The organism is Streptomyces sp. NPDC093252, assembly GCF_040683675.1.
Classification (GTDB): Bacteria; Actinomycetota; Actinomycetes; order Streptomycetales; family Streptomycetaceae; genus Streptomyces.
Genome location: NZ_JBFBEM010000009.1, coordinates 363,233 through 380,259, shown reverse-complemented (window position 1 = coordinate 380,259; position 17,027 = coordinate 363,233). Strand labels below are relative to the sequence as shown.

The following is a 17,027-nucleotide window of genomic DNA, read 5'->3' as shown; positions in this document are numbered from 1 at the left end:
AACGTTCGGTCGGCATGCATCCCGGTATACATCCCGATATACGTCCCGGTGTACGTCCCGGTAGGCGGCGACCACCCGCCCGTGAAGGCGACGGAGGAGGCGGCCATGGACGACGACGACGAACGTTTCGAGCGGCTCGCCTCCGAAGCATTCGCCCCGCTCCGCATCCGCCCCGACCGCCGGCTCCCGGCCCCGCCCGGGGCCCGCGGCACCCTGCGCAGCGCCCGGCCGGGCAAAGTGCTCGTCACCCGGATCACCGGCGGACCGTGCACCGTCCGGCGGCCACCGTCCCTGATCGGCTCCGGCGACCCCGAACTGGTCAAGGTGGCGCTGTACGGGACCGGGCGGGCCGGGGTCGAGCAGGACGGCCGCCAGTGTCTGACCGCCCCCGGCGACCTCGTCGTCTACGAGACCGTACGCCCCTACGAGCTGCGCTTCTGGGATCCGTTCGACCTCGTCGTGCTCGCCATCCCGCGCTCGCTGCTCGGCCCGCACACCGATCCCCTGCCCTCGCGCACCGCCTCCGCCGTGCCCACCGACGGCGGCGGACGGCGACTGGCCGCCGCGCTGCTGCGGGACACCGCGAGCGACCTCGACGCCTGCGCGGGCGGCGGCGGCCCGCATCTCGCCGACGCCCTGGTCTCCGTGGTCCTCTCCGCCCTCGCCGAACAGCGGCCCGCCGCCCGCCCGGCGGAGGATCTCGCCGACCGGATCCTCACCCACTGCCTGGGCCGGCTCTCCGACCCGGGGCTGACACCGGAGTCCGTGGCCCGCGCCCACCACATCTCGGTGCGCTATCTGCACAAGCTGCTCCAGCGGCGCGGCATCTCCTTCGCCGCCTGGGTCAGGAGCCGCAGGCTGGAGCGGATCCGCCGGGATCTGGCGGACCCCGCCCTCGCGGACCGCGGGGTCCCGGTGATCGCCGCCGGATGGGGCGTCCTGGACGCCACCCACCTCAGCCGCGCCCTGCGCGCCGCGTACGGGCAGAGCGCGGCCGAGATCCGGCGGGAGGCACAGCGCCCCTGAGGGGGTGGGTCAGGGCCGGGTGGTGTCGGGGTCGTAGGCGGGGTCGGCCAGCATCGTGTGGAGCTGGCGGCGCCGGACGCCCATGTTCCCGCCGTCGAAGAGGGGATAGGCGAGGGTGTCCTGGAGGATGCCCGCCAGCGGGTTCTCATGGGTGTAGCTCTCCATGCCGACCACCCGCATCAGATCGGTCACCACCCGCACCGCCGTCTCCGAGCCGAACACCTTGGCGTGCAGGGCGAGTTCGGCGGCGGCGGGACTGCCGGAGTCCAGGGCGTGGCAGGCCCGCCAGGACAGCGACCGCACCGCCTCCATCGCCGACTTGGCGTCCGCCAGCGCGTATCCGACGGCCTGGTGGTCGATGATCGGCACCGCCCCGGCCCGCCGCTCCCGCCGGGCGAAGGCGAGGGCGTACGCGAAGGCCGCGCGCATCCTGGCCAGCGCGAACACCCCCACCAGCGCGGCCGTGGGGAGGAAACTCCCCGCCACGATCGCCCGCCCCGAGCCCGGGGCGCCCAGCAGATGGCGTGCGGGCACCCGGACGTCCCGCAGGGTGATCTCGGGGGTCTGGTGGGCGCGGTGGCCGAGCAGATCGAGGCTGGCGTCCAGGGTGAGGCCGGGGACCGGGCCGGGGACCAGGATGACGGACAGTGCCTCGTCCGGCGGCGCGGACGGACTCGTACGGCAGACCACGGCGAGCAGGTCGGGGCCCTCGCCGTGCCAGCCGCCCGCGCTGGACACCCACCGCTTGCGGCCGTTGATGACCCACTCGCCGCGCGCCTCGTCCAGGACGGCGGTGGTGCGGACGCCGTCGGCGGGGGCGGGGGCGTCGTAGTTGGCGCTGCCGCCGGGCTCGCTGAAGGCGAACGCGGCGAGCGGGGCTCCGGTGGGGTCGAGGAAGCGGCCGAAGTGCTCCGCCAACTGCTCCGGGGTGCCGGCGGCCATCAGCGGGGTCAGTCCGAGGGTGACCGCGAAGAGGGTCAGTGACACATTGGCGTCGACCGCGATGAACTCCTCCGCGACCAGGGCGAAGTCCACCATGCCCCGGCTCTCCCCGCCGAGCGGCTCGGGCAGGATCCGGCGCAGCCAGCCCTCGGCGACGGCCTGCTCGTAGATCGGCCGAGTGGCCCGCCAGCGCTCCTCGGGATCGCTCAACGCGTGGGTGGCGGGGCCGACGCCGGTCAGCCACCGCTGGGCGAAGTCCCGTGCCTCGGTGCGGAGTTCCCGCTGCTCGGGCGTGAGGGTGAAATCTATGGCCATGGGACGCGCGCTCCTCGCTGCTGCCGGTGCCGGTGCTGCCGCTGATATCGCTGGTATCGGTGGTGGGCCGTGATCAGAGGTGTCAGAAGTGTCAGAAGTGTCAGAGGTGGCTGGTCCAGATGCTCTTGGTCTCGGTGTACGCCTCGATGGCCTCCCAGCCCATCTCGCGGCCGATGCCCGAGGACTTGGTGCCGCCCCAGGCCGCCGCCGCGTCGAGCCCCTGCATCATGTTGATCCAGACCGTGCCCGCCTTGATCTGCCGGGCGAGCCGGTTGGCGGTGCCGATGTCCCGTGACCAGACGGCCGCGGCGAGCCCGTACTCCGAGTCGTTCGCCAGGCCCGCCAGCTCCTCCGGGTCGTCGTACGGCAGGACGGCGAGGACCGGGCCGAAGATCTCCTCGCGGGCGATCCGCATGTCCTGGCCGACGCCCGCGAAGACGGTCGGCGCGTAGAAGAAGCCGCCGGGGGGTGTGGTGTCGGGTCGGTGGCCGCCGGTGAGGAGTTCGGCGCCCTCGTCCCGGCCGACGGCGACATAGCGGGCGGTCTGCTCGACCTGCTCGGCCGAGACCAGCGGGCCGAGCTGGGTCGCCGGGTCCAGCCCGGCGCCGAGCCGCAGCGACGCCGCCGCCCCGGCCAGCTTCTCGGCGAACTCGTCGTGCCGCGCCCGGTCCACGTAGAAGCGGGTGTACGCGGCGCAGACCTGACCGGAGTTGAGGAGCCCGCCCAGCAGGTTGCCCCGCACGGCGGCGTCGAGGTCGGCGTCGGCGGCGATCACGCTGGGCGCCTTGCCGCCCAGCTCCAGCGAGACCTTCTTCAGCGCCCGGCCGCACTCGGCGCCGATCTCCCGTCCGACGGCGGTGGACCCGGTGAAGGAGATCTTCTTGACGAGGGGGTGCCGGACCAGGGCCCTGCCCGTCTCCGGTCCGCCGGTCACCACGTTCACCACCCCGGCCGGGACCCCGGCCCGCTCGATCAGCTCGGCCAGCTTCAGGGTGGACAGCGGGGTCTGCTCGGCGGGCTTGATGACCACGGTGTTGCCGGTGGCGAGGGCGGGGGCCAGCTTCCACACCAGGATCATCAGCGGGAAGTTCCACGGGGTGATCAGCCCGCAGACGCCGAGCGGCTCGCGGACGGTCCGGTGATCGGCGTCGGGGATCGAGAGCGGGGACGAGACCCCCGTGATCTTGGTGACCCAGCCGGCGTAGTAGCGGAAGTGCTCGATCGCGTTCGGCACCGAGAACCCGGCGCTGACGCCGAGCGGCTGCCCCTGGTCGAGGGTCTCCAGCCGGGCCAGTTCCCCGGCGTGCTCCTCCAGCAGATCGGCCACCTTCAGCAGCAGCCGCGCCCTGGCCGCGGGCAGCAGCCCGGCCCAGTCGGGCGAGGCGAACGCCGCCGCGGCGGCCCGCACCGCGGCGTCCACGTCCGTGGCGGACGCGTCCGGGAGGTCGGCGAGGACCTCGCCGGTCGCGGGGTCGAGGGTGGGGAAGGTGGTGGTCGTGGTGCCGGTGGTCCAGTCGCCGCCGATGAGCATCTCGGCGCGGATGCCTGCGGTGACGGTGGGCGCGGGGGCGGGGGTGCGCATGGCTGGTCGTCCTCCGGGGGTGCGTGGGCGGGCGGGAGCGGTGGCGGAAATCTAGGCGGGGGAGGGGCGCGGGAGGTCACCACTGGGCGCACGGGGAGTCGCCATCGCGCGCACCTTCGGGGCCGCCCGGTCACCTGGGGAGTCGTCATCGCGCGCACCCCCGGGCCCGCCCCGCCACCCGGTGAGCCCTTCGGCCCCACCCCGTCACCCGGCGCGACCCTCGGCCCCGCCCACTCCCCCGGGGAGCGCCGGATAGTCGGTGTAGCCCTCCGCGCCGCCGCCGTAGAACCCGGTCGGCCGGACCTCGTTCAGCGGTGCCCCGGCGCGGCAGCGGGTGACCAGGTCGGGGTTGGCGAGGAAGTCCCGGCCGAAGGAGACCAGGTCGGCGCCGTGCGCGAGGGCGTGCGCGGCGGCCCGCGGCCTGTCCCGGCCGCAGGACAGCGGGGTGACCACGAGGGCCGACGGCCACAACTCCCGCAGTGCGCCGTCCAGTTCGGTCCCGGTCGGGCTGTGGTGGAGGTACGCGAGCCCCAGCGGCGCGAGCGCGCGGGCCAGGGTCGTGTAGGTGCCGTACGGGTCGCTCTCGGTGAGGTCGCCGAAGGGGTTGGACGGCGAGATCCGCACCCCCACCCGGTGCGGGCCGACCGTCGCGGCGACGGCCCGGGCGACCTCGACGGTGAGCCGGACGCGGCCCTCGGTGTCACCGCCCCAGCGGTCGGTGCGGAGATTGGCGTTCCCGGCGAGGAACTGGTGCAGCAGATAGCCGTTGGCCGCGTGGATCTCGACGCCGTCCGTCCCGGCGGCCACCGCCCGGCCCGCCGCCCGCGCGAAGGCGTCGATCAGGGCGTGGAGGGCCGGTTCGGTGAGCGCGTCCGGGGTGACGGCCGGTACCCGCCCGCCGGGGGTGTGGACGAGGGTACGGGCGGCGGCGACGGCCGAGGGGGCGACGGGGCGGACGCCCCCGGGGAGGAAGGCGGGGTGGGCCAGTCGGCCCGCGTGCATGAGCTGGAGGAAGATCCGCCCGCCCGCGCCGTGCACGGCGTCCGCGATCCGCGCCCACCCCTCCTGGTGGGCGTCGGTGAACAGACCGGGCGCGGCCGGGCCGAGGGCACCGCCGGGGACGGGGTGGGTGCCCTCGGCGACGATCAGTCCGGCCGTGGCGCGCTGGGCGTAGTGGGCGGCCATCAGCGCGCTCGGGGTGCCGTCGGGGTGCGCGCGGGCCCTGCTCATCGGGGCCATGACCATCCGGTTGGGCAGGGTGAGCGCGCCGAGCCGGACCGGTTCGAAGAGGGCGCCGGGCGCGCTCACCGGGCGCTCCCCGCACCCCCGGTGGTGCCCCACGCGCGGGCCAGCAGCTCGTACGACCGCAGCCGGGCGTCGAAGTCCCATGCCTCGCTGAGGATCATCAGCTCGTCGGCGCCGGTCCGGGCGGCGAGGTCCGCGAGCCCGCGCCGGACGGTCTCCGGCGTCCCGACATGGGACTCGGCGAGCATGGCGCCGACGATCCCCGCCTCCTGCGGCGTCCACAGGCTGTGGATGTCGTCGACCGGCGGCCGGAACTCCATACCGCCCCGCAGATGGGTCAGGAACTTCTGCTGCAACGAGGAGAAGATCCGCACCGCCTCGCGCTCGCTCTCCGCGACGACCGCGTTGGCCGCGACCATCGCGTACGGCCTCGCCAGCACGGCCGACGGCCGGAACGCGGACCGGTACAGCGCCAGGGCGGCGCGGAGCTGGTCGGGCGCGAAGTGCGAGGCGAAGACGAACGGCAGTCCCTCACGGGCGGCGAGCGCCGCGCCGAAGGTGCTGGAGCCGAGGACGTACACGGGTACGCCGGACCCCTCCCCCGGAATGGCCCGCACCCGGCGGGCGGGGGAGCCGGAACCGGGCGCGAGATAGCCCCGCACCTCCGCGACCTGCCCGGGAAAGTCACCCCCCGCGCCCTGCTCGCGGCGCAGCGCCCGCGCGGTCCAGGGGTCGGCGCCGGGGGCCCGGCCGAGACCGAGGTCGATCCGGCCGGGGTGGTAGGCGGCGAGCGTCCCGAACTGCTCGGCGACGACGTAGGGGGCGTGGTTGGGAAGCATGACGCCCCCCGCGCCGACCGTGATCCGCTCGGTGGCGGCGGCGACCTGCCCGATGATGACCGAGGTCGCGGAGCTGGCCATGGCGGGGGTGTTGTGGTGCTCGGAGATCCAGAAGCGCCGGTAGCCGTACGACTCGGCGGCACGGGCGAGCGCGACGGTGTTCTCCAGCGCCTCGGCGGGCGAGTGTCCGGCCCGGACGGGGGCGAGATCGAGGACGGAGAGGGGGATGGGGTGCGTGCGATCGGGGGTGCGGCTCATATCTTCCTGCTCCTGGCTCCTGGTCTTGGCTCCTGGCTCTGGTCCTGGCTGCTGGCCTGGCTGCTGGCTCCTGGCTCTCCTCGCTCTCCTGGTCACTGGCTCACGTCGAGCACGGCCTTGCCGCCGAGGCGGCCGTCGCGTACGGCGGCGAGGATGTCCCCGGTGGTCCGGGGGTCGTCCCAGTCGCCGCGTGCGGCGAGGTGCGGGCGGAGCCGTCCCGCGGCCACCTCGGACGCCAGCCAGGTGAGATCGCGGTCGACGCCGTCGCCGGACAGCTCGAAGAAGGTGACGATCGAACGGCGGTGGCGGGCCGGGTCGGCCAGCAGGGCACCGGGCGGAAACTGGGCCGGGGAGCCGGAGGCGGCGCCGGTCAGGACGAGGGTGCCGCCCTCGCCCAGTCGGTCGAAGGACGCGGCGAGGCCGGGACCGCCGACCTGGTCGAGCACCCCGTCGACCGGCACGGTGATCTCCTCGGCCCCGGTGACGACCTCGGCGGCGCCGAGGGCCCGCAGTGCGTCGCCCGCCCCGGGGTTCCGGGCCGCCGCGATCACCTGCGCGCCCGCACGGACGGCGAGCTGGACGGCGTACCGTCCGACCGCGCCCGTCGCCCCGGTGATCAGCACCCGGCGTCCGAGGACCGGGCCGAGGGCGCGCAGCGCGCGCAGGGCGGTCCCGGCGGAGACGGGGAGGGTGCTCATCGCGCCGAGGTCGGCGCCCTCGGGGACGGTGCCGATGAGGGCGGTGTCGACGGCCCGCAGTTCGGCCCAGCCGTCGGCGAGACCGAGGGTGGTGACGGGGGTGCCGGCCGGTGGCCCGGAGCCGTTGGCGGCGGCCCGTTCGACGATCCCGGCGGCGTCCCAGCCGATCACCGCCCCGTCCGGGGCGCCGGGCAGGACGTAGCGGAACTCGGCCGGGTTGGGCGAGATCGCGGTGACCCGGACGAGGGCCTGATGGGGGGCGGGTACGGGGTCGGGGGCGGTGCCGAGCCGCAGGGGGAGGAGGGAGGACGGGAGGGAGTGGTCGACGACGAGGGCGCGCATGGGAGGTGGGTTCCTTGCTCTGTGGGGGCCCGCCGGTCGGTCGGCTGTACGGGGCGCGGCCGGCCGACCGGCGGGCCCGGACGGGTGGGGTGGGTCAGATCTGCGGGGCGGGGTGCGGCGGGGAGACGTCGAAGGACGAGTGCGCGCCGCCGAGGGCCCGGGACTCCGGCAGCCAGGAGGAGATGATCAGGCCCGTGCGGTCCATGAGCCGCTCGGTGCCCAGCGCGGCGGGCAGGAGGCGGCCGAAGGGGGCGAGCCGCTCCAGGCGCTCCAGGCCGAGGGAGACGGCGGCGGCCGGGTCGGCGGCATCGGCGTCGGCGGCCTTCTCGGCGACGGTGAGGATGCCGATCTGCCGCTCGTCAGGCTGGAACATCAGCCAGACGCTCGACAGGCCCTGCCGCTCGGCCTCGTCGCGGACCGCGGGCCACACCCGCGCGAGCAGGGCCTCCACGTCGTCGCCGGAGGCGGAGGCGAAGGAGTAGCGCTCGAAGCGGTTGATGTGGTGGGCGGTGGCCATCGGCTTGAAGTCGTGGGCGCCGGTGACCCGCCAGTAGTGCTTGTCCACACCCGGGAAGCGGGACCAGAACTTCACACCGGGCTCGGGGAACAGCTCCTCGTTGGTGAAGTGGTCGTAGTCGAGGACGTTCTCCCAGGTGTCGAAGAGATAGCGCCCGCCGATGTACTTGACGCCGGTGGCCGGGTCGAAGCGCAGCGGCGTGTACTTGTGCCGCATGCCGGGGCGGATGTCCATGTTCGGGCGCTCGCGCTCCAGCATGTCGACGAGGTCCTGGGTGGAGTAGCGGTCGTCCAGGGGGAAGTCGGAGGTGAAGGCGGCCTCCGCCTTGATCGGGCCGGTCTCGTAACCGCGGATGTCCATGGTGATTCCTCTGGTAGGGCAGGGGGCGGCCCGCTAAACGGACCGCTCGGTCATGTTCTAGAACGTAACACACAACATGACCGTGCGGTCCGCTTAGGTAGAGTGGGGGTATGACGAGAGCCGACGCCGTGCGCAACAGACGCCTGCTGATGGACGCCGCGACCGCCGAATTCGCCGAGAACGGCATGGACGCGTCGATCACGCGTATCGCGGCGCGCGCCGGGGTCGCCAAGGGGACCGTCTTCCGGCACTTCGACACCAAGGAGCAACTGCTCTCCGAGATCTTCAGCGACCGCCTGGAGGAACTGGTCGCCGCCGGGGAACGCCTCGCCGACGCCGCCGACCCGGGGGCCGCCCTGCTGGAGTTCATGGAGATCGGTACGGAGATCCAGGCCCGCGACCGCTCCTTCTGCCAGGCCGCCGCCGCCCTCTCCCGCTCCGAGCCCGGCGTCCGGACCTCGCGCGAGCGCCTCGCCGACGTGGCCGAGACCCTCGCCGCCCGTGCCCGGCGGGCGGGTGCGATCCGGGACGATGTCACGGGCCTGGACATCGTGCTCCTGCTGAGCGCGGCGTCCCAGGCGGTGCTGAGCCTGGGCCGGGAGATGCCGGACCTGTGGCGCCGCTATCTGGCCCTCATCTTCGACGGCCTCACCCCGAGGACCGCCACCCCCCTGCCCGAACCGGCCCCGACGTGGGAGCAGTTCACGGGGTGAGGGGCGGGCCGTCCGGCCGGGCCCGCGCCCCCGGGGAGTCCGCTGAGCCCATGGGCAGCCGCTTGCGGTTCTCCAGGCGCTCCGGGCCCCCGGAATAGTCCCCGCCGCACCCCGCGTTGCCCCGGTCATGACGACGAACCCGCCCCGCCCCGAGGTGCTGCGCTACACCGCGTTCTCCGGCACCCCCGGCGGCGGCAACCCGGCGGGCGTCGTCCTGGACGCCACCGGCCTCGGCGACGCCGACATGCTGGCCGTCGCCGCGGGTCTCGGATACTCGGAGTCCGCCTTTTTGACCGCGCCTCCGGCGGGGTGAGGGCCTGTCGTTTGGATCATCCGGGCGATGAGGCTCGGTGCCCCTCCTGCCGACGCGCCTGGATGATCCAAACGACAGGCCCTAGGGCGGCGCGGAGGGGCGGGCGTACCGCATCCGGTACTTCAGCCCGCGGGCCGAGGTCCCCTTCTGCGGGCACGCGACCATCGCCACCGCCATCGCCCTCGCCGAGCGCACCGGCCCCGGGAGCCTGGTGTTCGCGACCCGCGCCGGTACGGTGCCGGTCGAGGTGACCGAGGAGAACGGGACCCTCCGGGCCACGCTCACCAGCGTCGCACCGCGTATCGAGGAGATCGCCGCCCCCGACCTCGCGGAGGCGCTCGCCGCGCTGGACTGGCCGGCCGCCGATCTCGACCCCGCCCTCCCGCCCCGGATCGCGTTCGCCGGTGCCCGCCATCTCGTGCTCGCCGCGGCCACCCGCGCCCGTCTCGCGGATCTCGCCTACGACTTCACCCGCCTCGAAGCGCTGATGCACCGACTCGACCTGACCACGCTCCAGTTGGTGTGGCGGGAGTCGGCCACCGTCTTCCGGGTCCGCGATTCCTTCCCCGTCGGCGGGGTCGTCGAGGATCCGGCGACGGGTGCGGCGGCTGCCGCGTTCGGGGCGTACGCCCGTGAACTGGGCCTGGTCCCCGAGGAGACCGTCCTCACCCTGCACCAGGGCGAGGACCTGGGCCGCCCCGGCACGCTCACGGTGACCCTGCGCGCGGGGGACTCGCGGGTGCGGGTCAGCGGCACGGGAGCCAGGATCCCGGCCACCGACTGACCCACCCCGCACCCTTCAACCCCTTCAGCGAGCCCCGCTGCTTTCAGCACTCTCAACACCTTGAGCGCGTCCCGCTGCTTTCACCACTTTCAACATTTTCAACATCCACCACCGAAACCGGCTTCCGCTCGCCCGACTTGCTCATGGCCACGGCCCGACGCCGCCGCCGAGGGTGCGATTCGAGCCGCACCGCCCCCTGCGGGGTCCGCGTCGATGCCGCCCCGGCGAACCGCCCCGCGCGAGCCACCCCTCACCCCCCCACCCCCACCCCGATCGGCCCAACTGCCCTCCGACCAGGGCGTTCTCCCCCACACCCCCGGCCGCAGCCGCCCCCGCAACCCACCACCCCCCGGCCGACCCCGCCCCCACGATCCTGTGAAGAAACTATGAATCCGATCCTGCGTGGCTGAGAATGCGCTCCCTGTCGTGATACTAGGGCGCCACCGGGTCACTTGGTGGCGTAGTGGAACGAACAGGGAGGAATGGCATGGGCAGAGAGACGGAAGGCGGGGCCGCATGGGCGGGGCCCGGACGGCGGACAGTCGTGTGGGCCGGGGTCGGGGTGGGCACCGCTGCGGCGGTCGGGGCGGGGCGGGACGCCGAGGCGGCGACGGCGCAGGGCGGGGGGAGTGACGGGGTGAAGGTGATCCCGGTGCCGCAGCAGGCGCCGGTGGTCGAGGGGGTGGTGCGGGTGGACGGCGTCGGGCTCGGCTACTGGGACACCGGCGGCAAGGGGGAGCCCGTGGTGCTGATGCACCCGGCGAGCGGGAGCCGGGAGAGCTGGCCGTATCAGCAGCCGGTGCTGGCGCGGGCCGGATACCGGGTGATCGGCTACTCGCGGCGCGGCTACCACGGCTCCGAGACCGGTGACCCCGCCCAGGGCGGGACCGGCGCGGCCGACCTGCACCAACTCGTCCGGACCCTCGGGCTCGGACGGTTCCACATCGCCGGAGTCGCCGGGGGCGGCGGGGTCGCCCTGGACTACGCCCTGCTCCACCCCGGCCGGATCCGCTCCCTCACCATCGCGGGCAGCTCCACCGGAGTGGCGGAACCCGCGTACCGGGCCCTGCTGGACCGCCTGGAGCACAGCGGCTGGGACGGCCTGCCCGAGGAGTTCCGGGAACTGGGGCCCGCGTACCGGGCCGCCGACCCCGAGGGCGGGGCCCGCTGGCGGGAGATCCATCTCCGCGCGGTCGCCAACCGGGTCCGCCAGGAGTACGAACTCACCCCCGACTGGGCCGCGTTGGAGTCCCTCAACCTGCCCGTCCTGCTGTTCTGGGGCGACGCCGACCTCTACTCCCCGCCCCCGGTCCAGCGGGTGCTGGCCTCCCACTTCCGCCGGGCCCGCACGGTGGTGGCCGACGAGTGCGGACACAATCCGCAATGGGAACGGTCCGATCTCTTCAACTCCGCGCTGCTGCGTTTCCTCCGCCAGAACGCGCGATGACGCGAGCCGACGACCAGGTGAGACCGCACTCCCTCCCCCCCCATGACGACCGGGTGAGACCGCACTGCCTCCCTCCCCCCTATGAGGAGACCGGCCCGCGCACATTCCGCACGAAGAGCGGTACCGCGAGCAGCAGCAGAAGGGCTTCGACGGCGAGGCTGACCAGGCCGAGGGGCTCCGTCCAGTTGCCGATGTCGTCGCGGTAGTCGGGCAGTCCGGGGCCTCTGGAGAGGAGGTAGCCCAGGAGGGGGCCGACGGCGACCCCGATCGCCAGCAGCCAGCCCGGCCGCGCGAGGCCGAGGAGCAGCAGCAGGGCCGCGACCAGGGCGGCGATCTCCAGTACGTGGTAGGCGACGCCGATGTAGGAGGGGTCGCGTGTCGCGGTGATGCCGCCCTGGTCGATGACATGGATGACGGCCACCGCCAGGCACAGCACCGCTCCCGCCCACCGGGCCGCCCGGTGGGACTGCCGACGGGACTCCCGGCGCGCCGTGGCATTCCCTGCCATGTCGAAGCCACCTTCACCCTTCACCCGTCCACAACGGCGGACACCCCTCCCCCTCCGCCCCGGGTCTCACGATCACCCGGCGAGGGTCCGGTGTCGCGCCGGAGGGGGCGGACGAGTGACGAGGCAGGCTCACCCGTCGGCGTCGGCCACGCGGACAACCCGCCCGGTCTCTCCCCCCCCCGCCTACATCGCGGCGGACAGGGTCACCGCCGTGGCGACGGCCAGTACGGCGAGGGCGACGGGGGCCAGGGCGTTGCCCCGGAGCGCGGGGTCGGCGTAGTCACCCGCCCTGGCGTGGAACCCGATCGCCCCGAGCATGACGAGGGCGAATCCGGCCGCGGCGGCGATGCCCAGGGGCTGCCAGAACAGCCCGGCGACCAGGCCCCCGGCGGCGGCGACCTCGGCCGCTCCGACGAACCGGACCAGTCCGGCGCTGAGCCCCATGTGGGACTGGAGGGCGGCGGGAACATCCCCCTTGAGCAGGGCCTTCGGCCCGCCCGCGGCGGCGGACGCCAGGGCCAGGATCACGCTGAGCGTGGCAGCGGCGATGTACACGAGAGGTGTCCTTCCGAAGTGTTCGGTGCGTCCCGCGCGTGCGCCGGCCGACCCTTCACCCGTATTGGTTGATGATTCAACAGAAGACGTTAGATCCGTCTGGTTGATGTGTCAACAAGGGGCTCGCGGCGGGTAAGCTGTGGCTATATGGTTGATGTATCAACTAAAAGGAGTGGTCGCCATGCAGCTCGGCATCTTCACCGTCGGTGATGTCGCCGTCGACCCGCACACCGGCCGTGCGCCCACCGAGCACGAGCGGATCAAGGCGCTGGTGACGATCGCCCGGAAGGCGGAGGAGGTCGGACTCGACGTCTTCGCCACCGGCGAGCACCACAACCGCCCCTTCGTGCCCTCGTCGCCGACCACGCTGCTGGGCTGGATCGCCGCCCGCACCGAACGCATCATCCTGTCCACGTCGACGACGCTGATCACCACCAATGACCCGGTGAAGATCGCCGAGGACTACGCGATGCTCCAGCACCTGGCCGACGGGCGGGTGGACCTGATGCTGGGGCGCGGGAACACCGGGCCGGTCTATCCGTGGTTCGGGCAGGACATCCGGGAGGGCATCAACCTCGCCGTCGAGAACTACGCCCTGCTGCGGCGGCTGTGGCGCGAGGACGTCGTCGACTGGGAGGGGAAGTTCCGTACACCTCTCCAGGGCTTCACCTCGACACCGCGTCCGCTGGACGGGGTGGCGCCGTTCGTCTGGCACGGGTCGATCCGGTCGCCGGAGATCGCCGAGCAGGCCGCCTACTACGGAGACGGCTTCTTCCACAACAACATCCTCTGGCCCCCCGAGCACACCCGGCGGATGGTCGAGCTGTACCGCCGCCGCTACGCGCACTACGGGCACGGGACGCCCGAGCAGGCGATCGTCGGGCTCGGCGGGCATGTCTTCATGCGGAGGACGTCGCAGGACGCGGTCCGGGAGTACCGCCCGTACTTCGACAACTCGCCCGTGATGGGCGGCGGGCCGTCCCTGGAGGAGTACATGGCGGCGACCCCGCTCACCGTCGGCACCCCGCAGCAGGTCATCGAGAAGACGCTGGCCTTCCGGGAGTACGCGGGCGACTACCAGCGTCAGCTCTTCAGCGTGGACTCCTCGGGCGTGCCGCTGAAGACCGTCCTGGAGCAGCTCGACCTGCTCGGGGAGGAGGTCGTCCCGGTGCTGCGCGCGGAGTTCGCCCGCACCCGCCCGCCGGAGATGCCCGACGCGCCGACCCACAGCTCCCTGCTCGCCACCCGGCACGACCGGCCCTAGGCATCGGGCGCGGCCCCTCAGTCCGGCAGCTTCTCCAGGTGGTCGAGGACGCGCCGCGAGATATGGGCGACCGAGGCGAGTTCCTCGGGGGTGAGGGCGTCGATGAAGTAGCGGCGTACCGCGTCGACATGCCGGGGCGCCGCCTCGGCGATGGCGGCGCGCCCCGCCGCGGTGATGACCGTCAGCGCGCCGCGCCCGTCCTCCGGGCACTCCTCCCGGGCCACCAGCCCCCGCTTCACCATCCGGGTGATCTGGTGGGACATCCGGCTCTTCTCCCACTCGACGGCCCTGACCAGATCCATGAACCGCAGCCTGCCGTCCGGTACATCGGTCAGCTCGACGAGCACCGTGTAGTCGGCGGCCGACAGACTGGACTCGGCCTGCACCTGCCGGGCGAGCCGGCCGACCAGCTTCTCCTGCATACGGATGAACTGGCGCCAGGCGGCGTATTCCTTCTGGTCGAGCCAGTGCGGGGTGCTGTCCATGGCGCCAGGGTACGCCGGGGTTGATGTGTCACCTTCGTGGGATGTTCCGGGGGTGGCCGATGCCGCGGCACATCACCGGCACCAGCACCGCCCCGTGCCCCGGCCTCAGGCGCCCGGCTGCGCCCAGGTGTCGAGGCGGCGCCGCAAGTGCCGGCGTTCGGTGTCATTGCGGGCTGTCCGGATCGCCCCGTGCATCAGCCGGCGGGCCTCGGCGGTCCGGCCGAGGGCGGCGGTGAGTTCGGCGCGCAGGGCGAGCAGGCGGCGAGCCTGCCGACGGCGAGCCGGTCGCGGCGCAGCCGGTCGAGGACCTTGCGGCGGGCGGTGGTGTGCAGCCAGGCGCCGGGCCGGGCGGGGATCCCGTCGCGGGGCCAGGTCTCGAAGGCCGCCGCGAACGCCTCGGCGGCGGCGTCCTCGGCCCGGTCGAGATCCCCGGTCCACCGGGCCAGGGTGGCCACCAGCGCCGGCCACTCCTTTCGGTAGACCTCTTCGACGGCGGTCCCGACCGGGCCGGAGACCGGGTTCAGCCCAGCTCGGTCAGGGGATGGACCTCGACCGAGCCGAAGTCGGCGGCCGGGCAGTCGGCCGCGTACTTCAGCACGCCGTCCAGGTCGGGCGTCTCGACGATCCAGAACCCGCCGAAGGACTCGGTCAGCTCGGCATGGGGGCCGTCGGTGAGCAGGACCTCACCCTGCCGGTTGCGTACGGTGGTCGCGGTGTCGGCGGGCTGGAGCTGCTCCGCGCCCCGCAGCACCCCGGAATCGGCCAGTGCCCGGGTGAAGGACACGAACCGCTCCATCGTCGCCCGGACCGCCTCCGGCGCCATCCCCGCCAGGGTGGAATCGTCGACGTGGGACATGAGGATGTAGCGCATGACATCACCTTTCGGCTGCGGCGGCCGTTCCGCCTCTCACCGGGTCGACGCGCACGCCGGTGGGATTTCGACAGGGTAGGGCAGGTGATTTTCCGCGGCGGGCGGGGCGGGCGCGGCGGGCGGGGCGGGGGGATGTCCCTGGTGGTCCGCGGGGCTGCGCGGTGGCGTGCGCGGCCCTGGCCCGGTGTCCTGCTTCCCTTCCCGCGCGAGGCGTCGTCCCGCACCGCGCCCGGCCCGTCGTTCATCCGGACGGCGGCGGCCCGGACGCCGCGCGGCCCCCCGCCGCCCGGACGGCGTCGGCCACGGTCGGGTGGATGCGGTCCGGGCCGAGGGCGCGGCCGAGGGCGTGCGCGTCCACATGTCCGGCGGTGGTGGTGTGCACGCGGGCGAGCCGCAGGGCGATGTCCCGCTGGGCGAGTTCGGTGCGCAGGTCGTCGAGGGTGTCCAGGACGGGGACGCCGAGGCGGTAGCTGGCGACGAGGCTGAGGACGACGGTGTGCGGACGCGGCTCGGTGCGGCGGACCTGGTCGCGCACGGCGTCCTTGAGGCGCTCGGCGTTGCCGAAGAAGAGCTGGCCGTCGGGCCGGACGACGAGCACCCCGGGTGTGGTGACCGCGTCGGGCTGGTCCTCGACGCTCCCCCAGGTGGACGTGGCCGGGAGATGACCGAGGACGGCGATGCGCGGCCGGGAGGAGTAGGCGATGAAGAGGATCAGCGACAGCGCGGCGGCGAGGAGCAGCCCCGGCAGCAGATCGAAGACCAGGACACCGACGAGCGCCGTCACCGCGATGGCGAGGCCCGCCCGGTCGAGCCGCCAGTAGCGGCGCAGCTCGCCGACGCGGAGGAACCCCCGTACGGCGACGACGACGATGGCGCCCAGGACGGCCTCGGGCAGGTCGGTGAAGACGGGGGTCAGAAAGGCCCCGGTGACGAGGATGAGCGCGGCGGCGATCACCGAGACCAACTGGCTGGTCCCGCCGGAGGCTTCGGCCGCCGCGGTGCGGGACGCGCTGCCGGAGACGGCGAAACCCTTGAACAGGCCCGCCGCGAGGTTGGCGGCGCCGGTGGCGGCCATCTCCCGGTTCGCGTCGACGGTGTCGCCGTGGTCGCGGGCGAAGCGCCCGGCGATGGAGTAGCTCTCCGCGAAGACGACGAGGGCGAGGCCGAACGCCCCCGCCGTCAGGGCGAGCCAGTCACTCGCGGGCAGCTCCGGCCAGCCCGGGACCGGCACGGCGGCGGGGATCTCGCCGACCGTGTCGACGCCGTGGCGGTCGAGGGCGAAGGCGGCGGACACGGCGGTGCCCGCGGCCAGCACCAGCAGCGCGGCGGGCAGCCGGGGCAGCCACCGCTCCAGCGCGAGGAGCGCGACCAGCGCGGCGGCGCCGACGGCGATCGTCGCGGCGCTCCAGTCACCCGCGTGCGCGAGCAGATGCCACAGCCGGGCGAAGAAGTCCCCGTCCCCGCCGGGGATCCCGAGGATCTTGGCGGCCTGCCGGACGATGATGGTCAGCGCCATCCCGAACAGGAAACCCACGAGGGCGGGTTCGGCGAGGAACGCGGCCAGGAACCCCAGCCGGGCGACGCCCGCCACCACCAGTACCCCGCCGGTGAGCATCGCCAGCGCCGCCGACAGGGCGACGGCCCGCCCCGGGTCCGACGACACCTCGGCCACGGTCGCCGCCGACAGCACCGCGGCGGCGGAGGTGGCGCCGACGATCAGGAACCGCGAGGTGCCGAGCAGCGCGTAGGCGAGCAGGGCGACCGGCGCCGCGTAGAAGGCGTTCTGCGGCGGCACTCCGGCGATCTGCGCGTACGCCACGCACTCGGGCACGATCAGCGCCCAGGCGGTCAGCGCCCCGACGGTGTCCTTGCCGGGCCGCCGGGGCCGGTGGCCGGGCAGCCAGGACCACGATGAGCGGGGTCGGCCACCTCCTGATGGGCCATCAGAAATCACACTCAACCA

The 17,027-nt window shown here is 73.9% G+C and carries 16 protein-coding genes and 1 pseudogene; 5 read left to right on the top strand and 12 right to left on the bottom strand.

The annotated features are described in order from the left end of the window. Window positions 1-105: 105 nt before the first annotated feature. Window positions 106-1,026: a helix-turn-helix domain-containing protein gene (locus AB0O01_RS21390; RefSeq protein ID WP_365315438.1), complete on the top strand. Its 921-nt coding sequence runs from the start codon at window positions 106-108 to the stop codon at window positions 1,024-1,026. A 9-nt stretch (window positions 1,027-1,035) separates the two neighbouring features. Here the strand turns inward: AB0O01_RS21390 and AB0O01_RS21385 are convergent, their stop codons facing one another. The 6 genes from AB0O01_RS21385 to AB0O01_RS21360 form a co-directional block, all read right to left on the bottom strand. Further along, window positions 1,036-2,283, bottom strand: coding sequence for an acyl-CoA dehydrogenase family protein (locus AB0O01_RS21385; RefSeq protein ID WP_365315436.1), 1,248 nt, complete (start codon window positions 2,281-2,283; stop codon window positions 1,036-1,038). 100 nt (window positions 2,284-2,383) lie between these two features. Further along, window positions 2,384-3,865, bottom strand: coding sequence for an aldehyde dehydrogenase family protein (locus AB0O01_RS21380; RefSeq protein WP_365315435.1), 1,482 nt, complete (start codon window positions 3,863-3,865; stop codon window positions 2,384-2,386). Window positions 3,866-4,069: 204 nt separating this feature from the next. After that, window positions 4,070-5,173 (bottom strand): alkene reductase, encoded by a 1,104-nt coding sequence (locus AB0O01_RS21375; RefSeq protein ID WP_365315434.1) that lies wholly within the window; start codon window positions 5,171-5,173, stop codon window positions 4,070-4,072. Further along, complete coding sequence (locus AB0O01_RS21370) at window positions 5,170-6,207, bottom strand: LLM class flavin-dependent oxidoreductase (RefSeq protein ID WP_365315432.1); 1,038 nt, start codon at window positions 6,205-6,207, stop codon at window positions 5,170-5,172. The genes AB0O01_RS21375 and AB0O01_RS21370 overlap by 4 nt, the downstream gene beginning before the upstream one ends. A gap of 92 nt (window positions 6,208-6,299) precedes the next feature. Next, window positions 6,300-7,247: a zinc-binding dehydrogenase gene (locus AB0O01_RS21365; RefSeq protein WP_365315430.1), complete on the bottom strand. Its 948-nt coding sequence runs from the start codon at window positions 7,245-7,247 to the stop codon at window positions 6,300-6,302. A 94-nt stretch (window positions 7,248-7,341) separates the two neighbouring features. After that, window positions 7,342-8,124 (bottom strand): hypothetical protein, encoded by a 783-nt coding sequence (locus tag AB0O01_RS21360; RefSeq protein ID WP_365315428.1) that lies wholly within the window; start codon window positions 8,122-8,124, stop codon window positions 7,342-7,344. Window positions 8,125-8,234: 110 nt separating this feature from the next. Here AB0O01_RS21360 and AB0O01_RS21355 point away from each other — a divergent pair, with 110 nt between their 5' ends. From AB0O01_RS21355 to AB0O01_RS21345, 3 genes and pseudogenes are all read left to right on the top strand, one after another. Next, window positions 8,235-8,837, top strand: a complete 603-nt coding sequence (locus AB0O01_RS21355; protein WP_365315426.1) for a helix-turn-helix domain-containing protein — start codon at window positions 8,235-8,237, stop codon at window positions 8,835-8,837. A 127-nt stretch (window positions 8,838-8,964) separates the two neighbouring features. Then, window positions 8,965-9,934: pseudogene (locus tag AB0O01_RS21350) on the top strand (PhzF family phenazine biosynthesis isomerase). A 487-nt stretch (window positions 9,935-10,421) separates the two neighbouring features. Continuing rightward, on the top strand, window positions 10,422-11,381 hold the full coding sequence (locus tag AB0O01_RS21345; RefSeq protein WP_365315424.1) for an alpha/beta hydrolase: 960 nt from the start codon (window positions 10,422-10,424) through the stop codon (window positions 11,379-11,381). Window positions 11,382-11,460: 79 nt separating this feature from the next. Here AB0O01_RS21345 and AB0O01_RS21340 read toward each other — a convergent pair whose 3' ends face one another. Then, window positions 11,461-11,889 (bottom strand): hypothetical protein, encoded by a 429-nt coding sequence (locus tag AB0O01_RS21340; protein WP_365315423.1) that lies wholly within the window; start codon window positions 11,887-11,889, stop codon window positions 11,461-11,463. Window positions 11,890-12,072: 183 nt separating this feature from the next. Beyond that, a complete protein-coding gene (locus tag AB0O01_RS21335) occupies window positions 12,073-12,444 on the bottom strand; it encodes a DoxX family protein (RefSeq protein WP_365315421.1) in 372 nt (123 codons plus the stop codon). A 181-nt stretch (window positions 12,445-12,625) separates the two neighbouring features. Here AB0O01_RS21335 and AB0O01_RS21330 point away from each other — a divergent pair, with 181 nt between their 5' ends. Further along, a complete protein-coding gene (locus tag AB0O01_RS21330; protein ID WP_365315420.1) occupies window positions 12,626-13,708 on the top strand; it encodes an LLM class flavin-dependent oxidoreductase in 1,083 nt (360 codons plus the stop codon). 17 nt (window positions 13,709-13,725) lie between these two features. Here AB0O01_RS21330 and AB0O01_RS21325 read toward each other — a convergent pair whose 3' ends face one another. The 4 genes from AB0O01_RS21325 to AB0O01_RS21310 form a co-directional block, all read right to left on the bottom strand. Further along, a complete protein-coding gene (locus tag AB0O01_RS21325) occupies window positions 13,726-14,193 on the bottom strand; it encodes a helix-turn-helix domain-containing protein (RefSeq protein WP_365315418.1) in 468 nt (155 codons plus the stop codon). A gap of 194 nt (window positions 14,194-14,387) precedes the next feature. Then, window positions 14,388-14,717, bottom strand: a complete 330-nt coding sequence (locus tag AB0O01_RS21320) for a sigma factor (RefSeq protein ID WP_365315489.1) — start codon at window positions 14,715-14,717, stop codon at window positions 14,388-14,390. Then, window positions 14,714-15,064, bottom strand: a complete 351-nt coding sequence (locus AB0O01_RS21315; RefSeq protein WP_365315416.1) for a YciI family protein — start codon at window positions 15,062-15,064, stop codon at window positions 14,714-14,716. Before AB0O01_RS21315 ends, AB0O01_RS21320 begins: the two co-directional genes overlap by 4 nt. Before the next feature lie 241 nt (window positions 15,065-15,305). Then, window positions 15,306-17,018 (bottom strand): SulP family inorganic anion transporter, encoded by a 1,713-nt coding sequence (locus AB0O01_RS21310; protein ID WP_365315415.1) that lies wholly within the window; start codon window positions 17,016-17,018, stop codon window positions 15,306-15,308. Between the last annotated feature and the right edge of the window lie 9 nt (window positions 17,019-17,027).

Bases quoted from the DNA above. Each gene is read 5' to 3' on its own strand.
- AB0O01_RS21390 (WP_365315438.1), top strand. From the start codon at position 106: ATGGACGACGACGACGAACGTTTCGAGCGGCTCGCCTCCGAAGCATTC.
- AB0O01_RS21385 (WP_365315436.1), bottom strand. From the start codon at position 2,283: ATGGCCATAGATTTCACCCTCACGCCCGAGCAGCGGGAACTCCGCACC.
- AB0O01_RS21380 (WP_365315435.1), bottom strand. From the start codon at position 3,865: ATGCGCACCCCCGCCCCCGCGCCCACCGTCACCGCAGGCATCCGCGCC.
- AB0O01_RS21370 (WP_365315432.1), bottom strand. From the start codon at position 6,207: ATGAGCCGCACCCCCGATCGCACGCACCCCATCCCCCTCTCCGTCCTC.
- AB0O01_RS21365 (WP_365315430.1), bottom strand. From the start codon at position 7,247: ATGCGCGCCCTCGTCGTCGACCACTCCCTCCCGTCCTCCCTCCTCCCC.
- AB0O01_RS21360 (WP_365315428.1), bottom strand. From the start codon at position 8,124: ATGGACATCCGCGGTTACGAGACCGGCCCGATCAAGGCGGAGGCCGCC.
- AB0O01_RS21355 (WP_365315426.1), top strand. From the start codon at position 8,235: ATGACGAGAGCCGACGCCGTGCGCAACAGACGCCTGCTGATGGACGCC.
- AB0O01_RS21345 (WP_365315424.1), top strand. From the start codon at position 10,422: ATGGGCAGAGAGACGGAAGGCGGGGCCGCATGGGCGGGGCCCGGACGG.
- AB0O01_RS21340 (WP_365315423.1), bottom strand. From the start codon at position 11,889: ATGGCAGGGAATGCCACGGCGCGCCGGGAGTCCCGTCGGCAGTCCCAC.
- AB0O01_RS21330 (WP_365315420.1), top strand. From the start codon at position 12,626: ATGCAGCTCGGCATCTTCACCGTCGGTGATGTCGCCGTCGACCCGCAC.
- AB0O01_RS21325 (WP_365315418.1), bottom strand. From the start codon at position 14,193: ATGGACAGCACCCCGCACTGGCTCGACCAGAAGGAATACGCCGCCTGG.
- AB0O01_RS21315 (WP_365315416.1), bottom strand. From the start codon at position 15,064: ATGCGCTACATCCTCATGTCCCACGTCGACGATTCCACCCTGGCGGGG.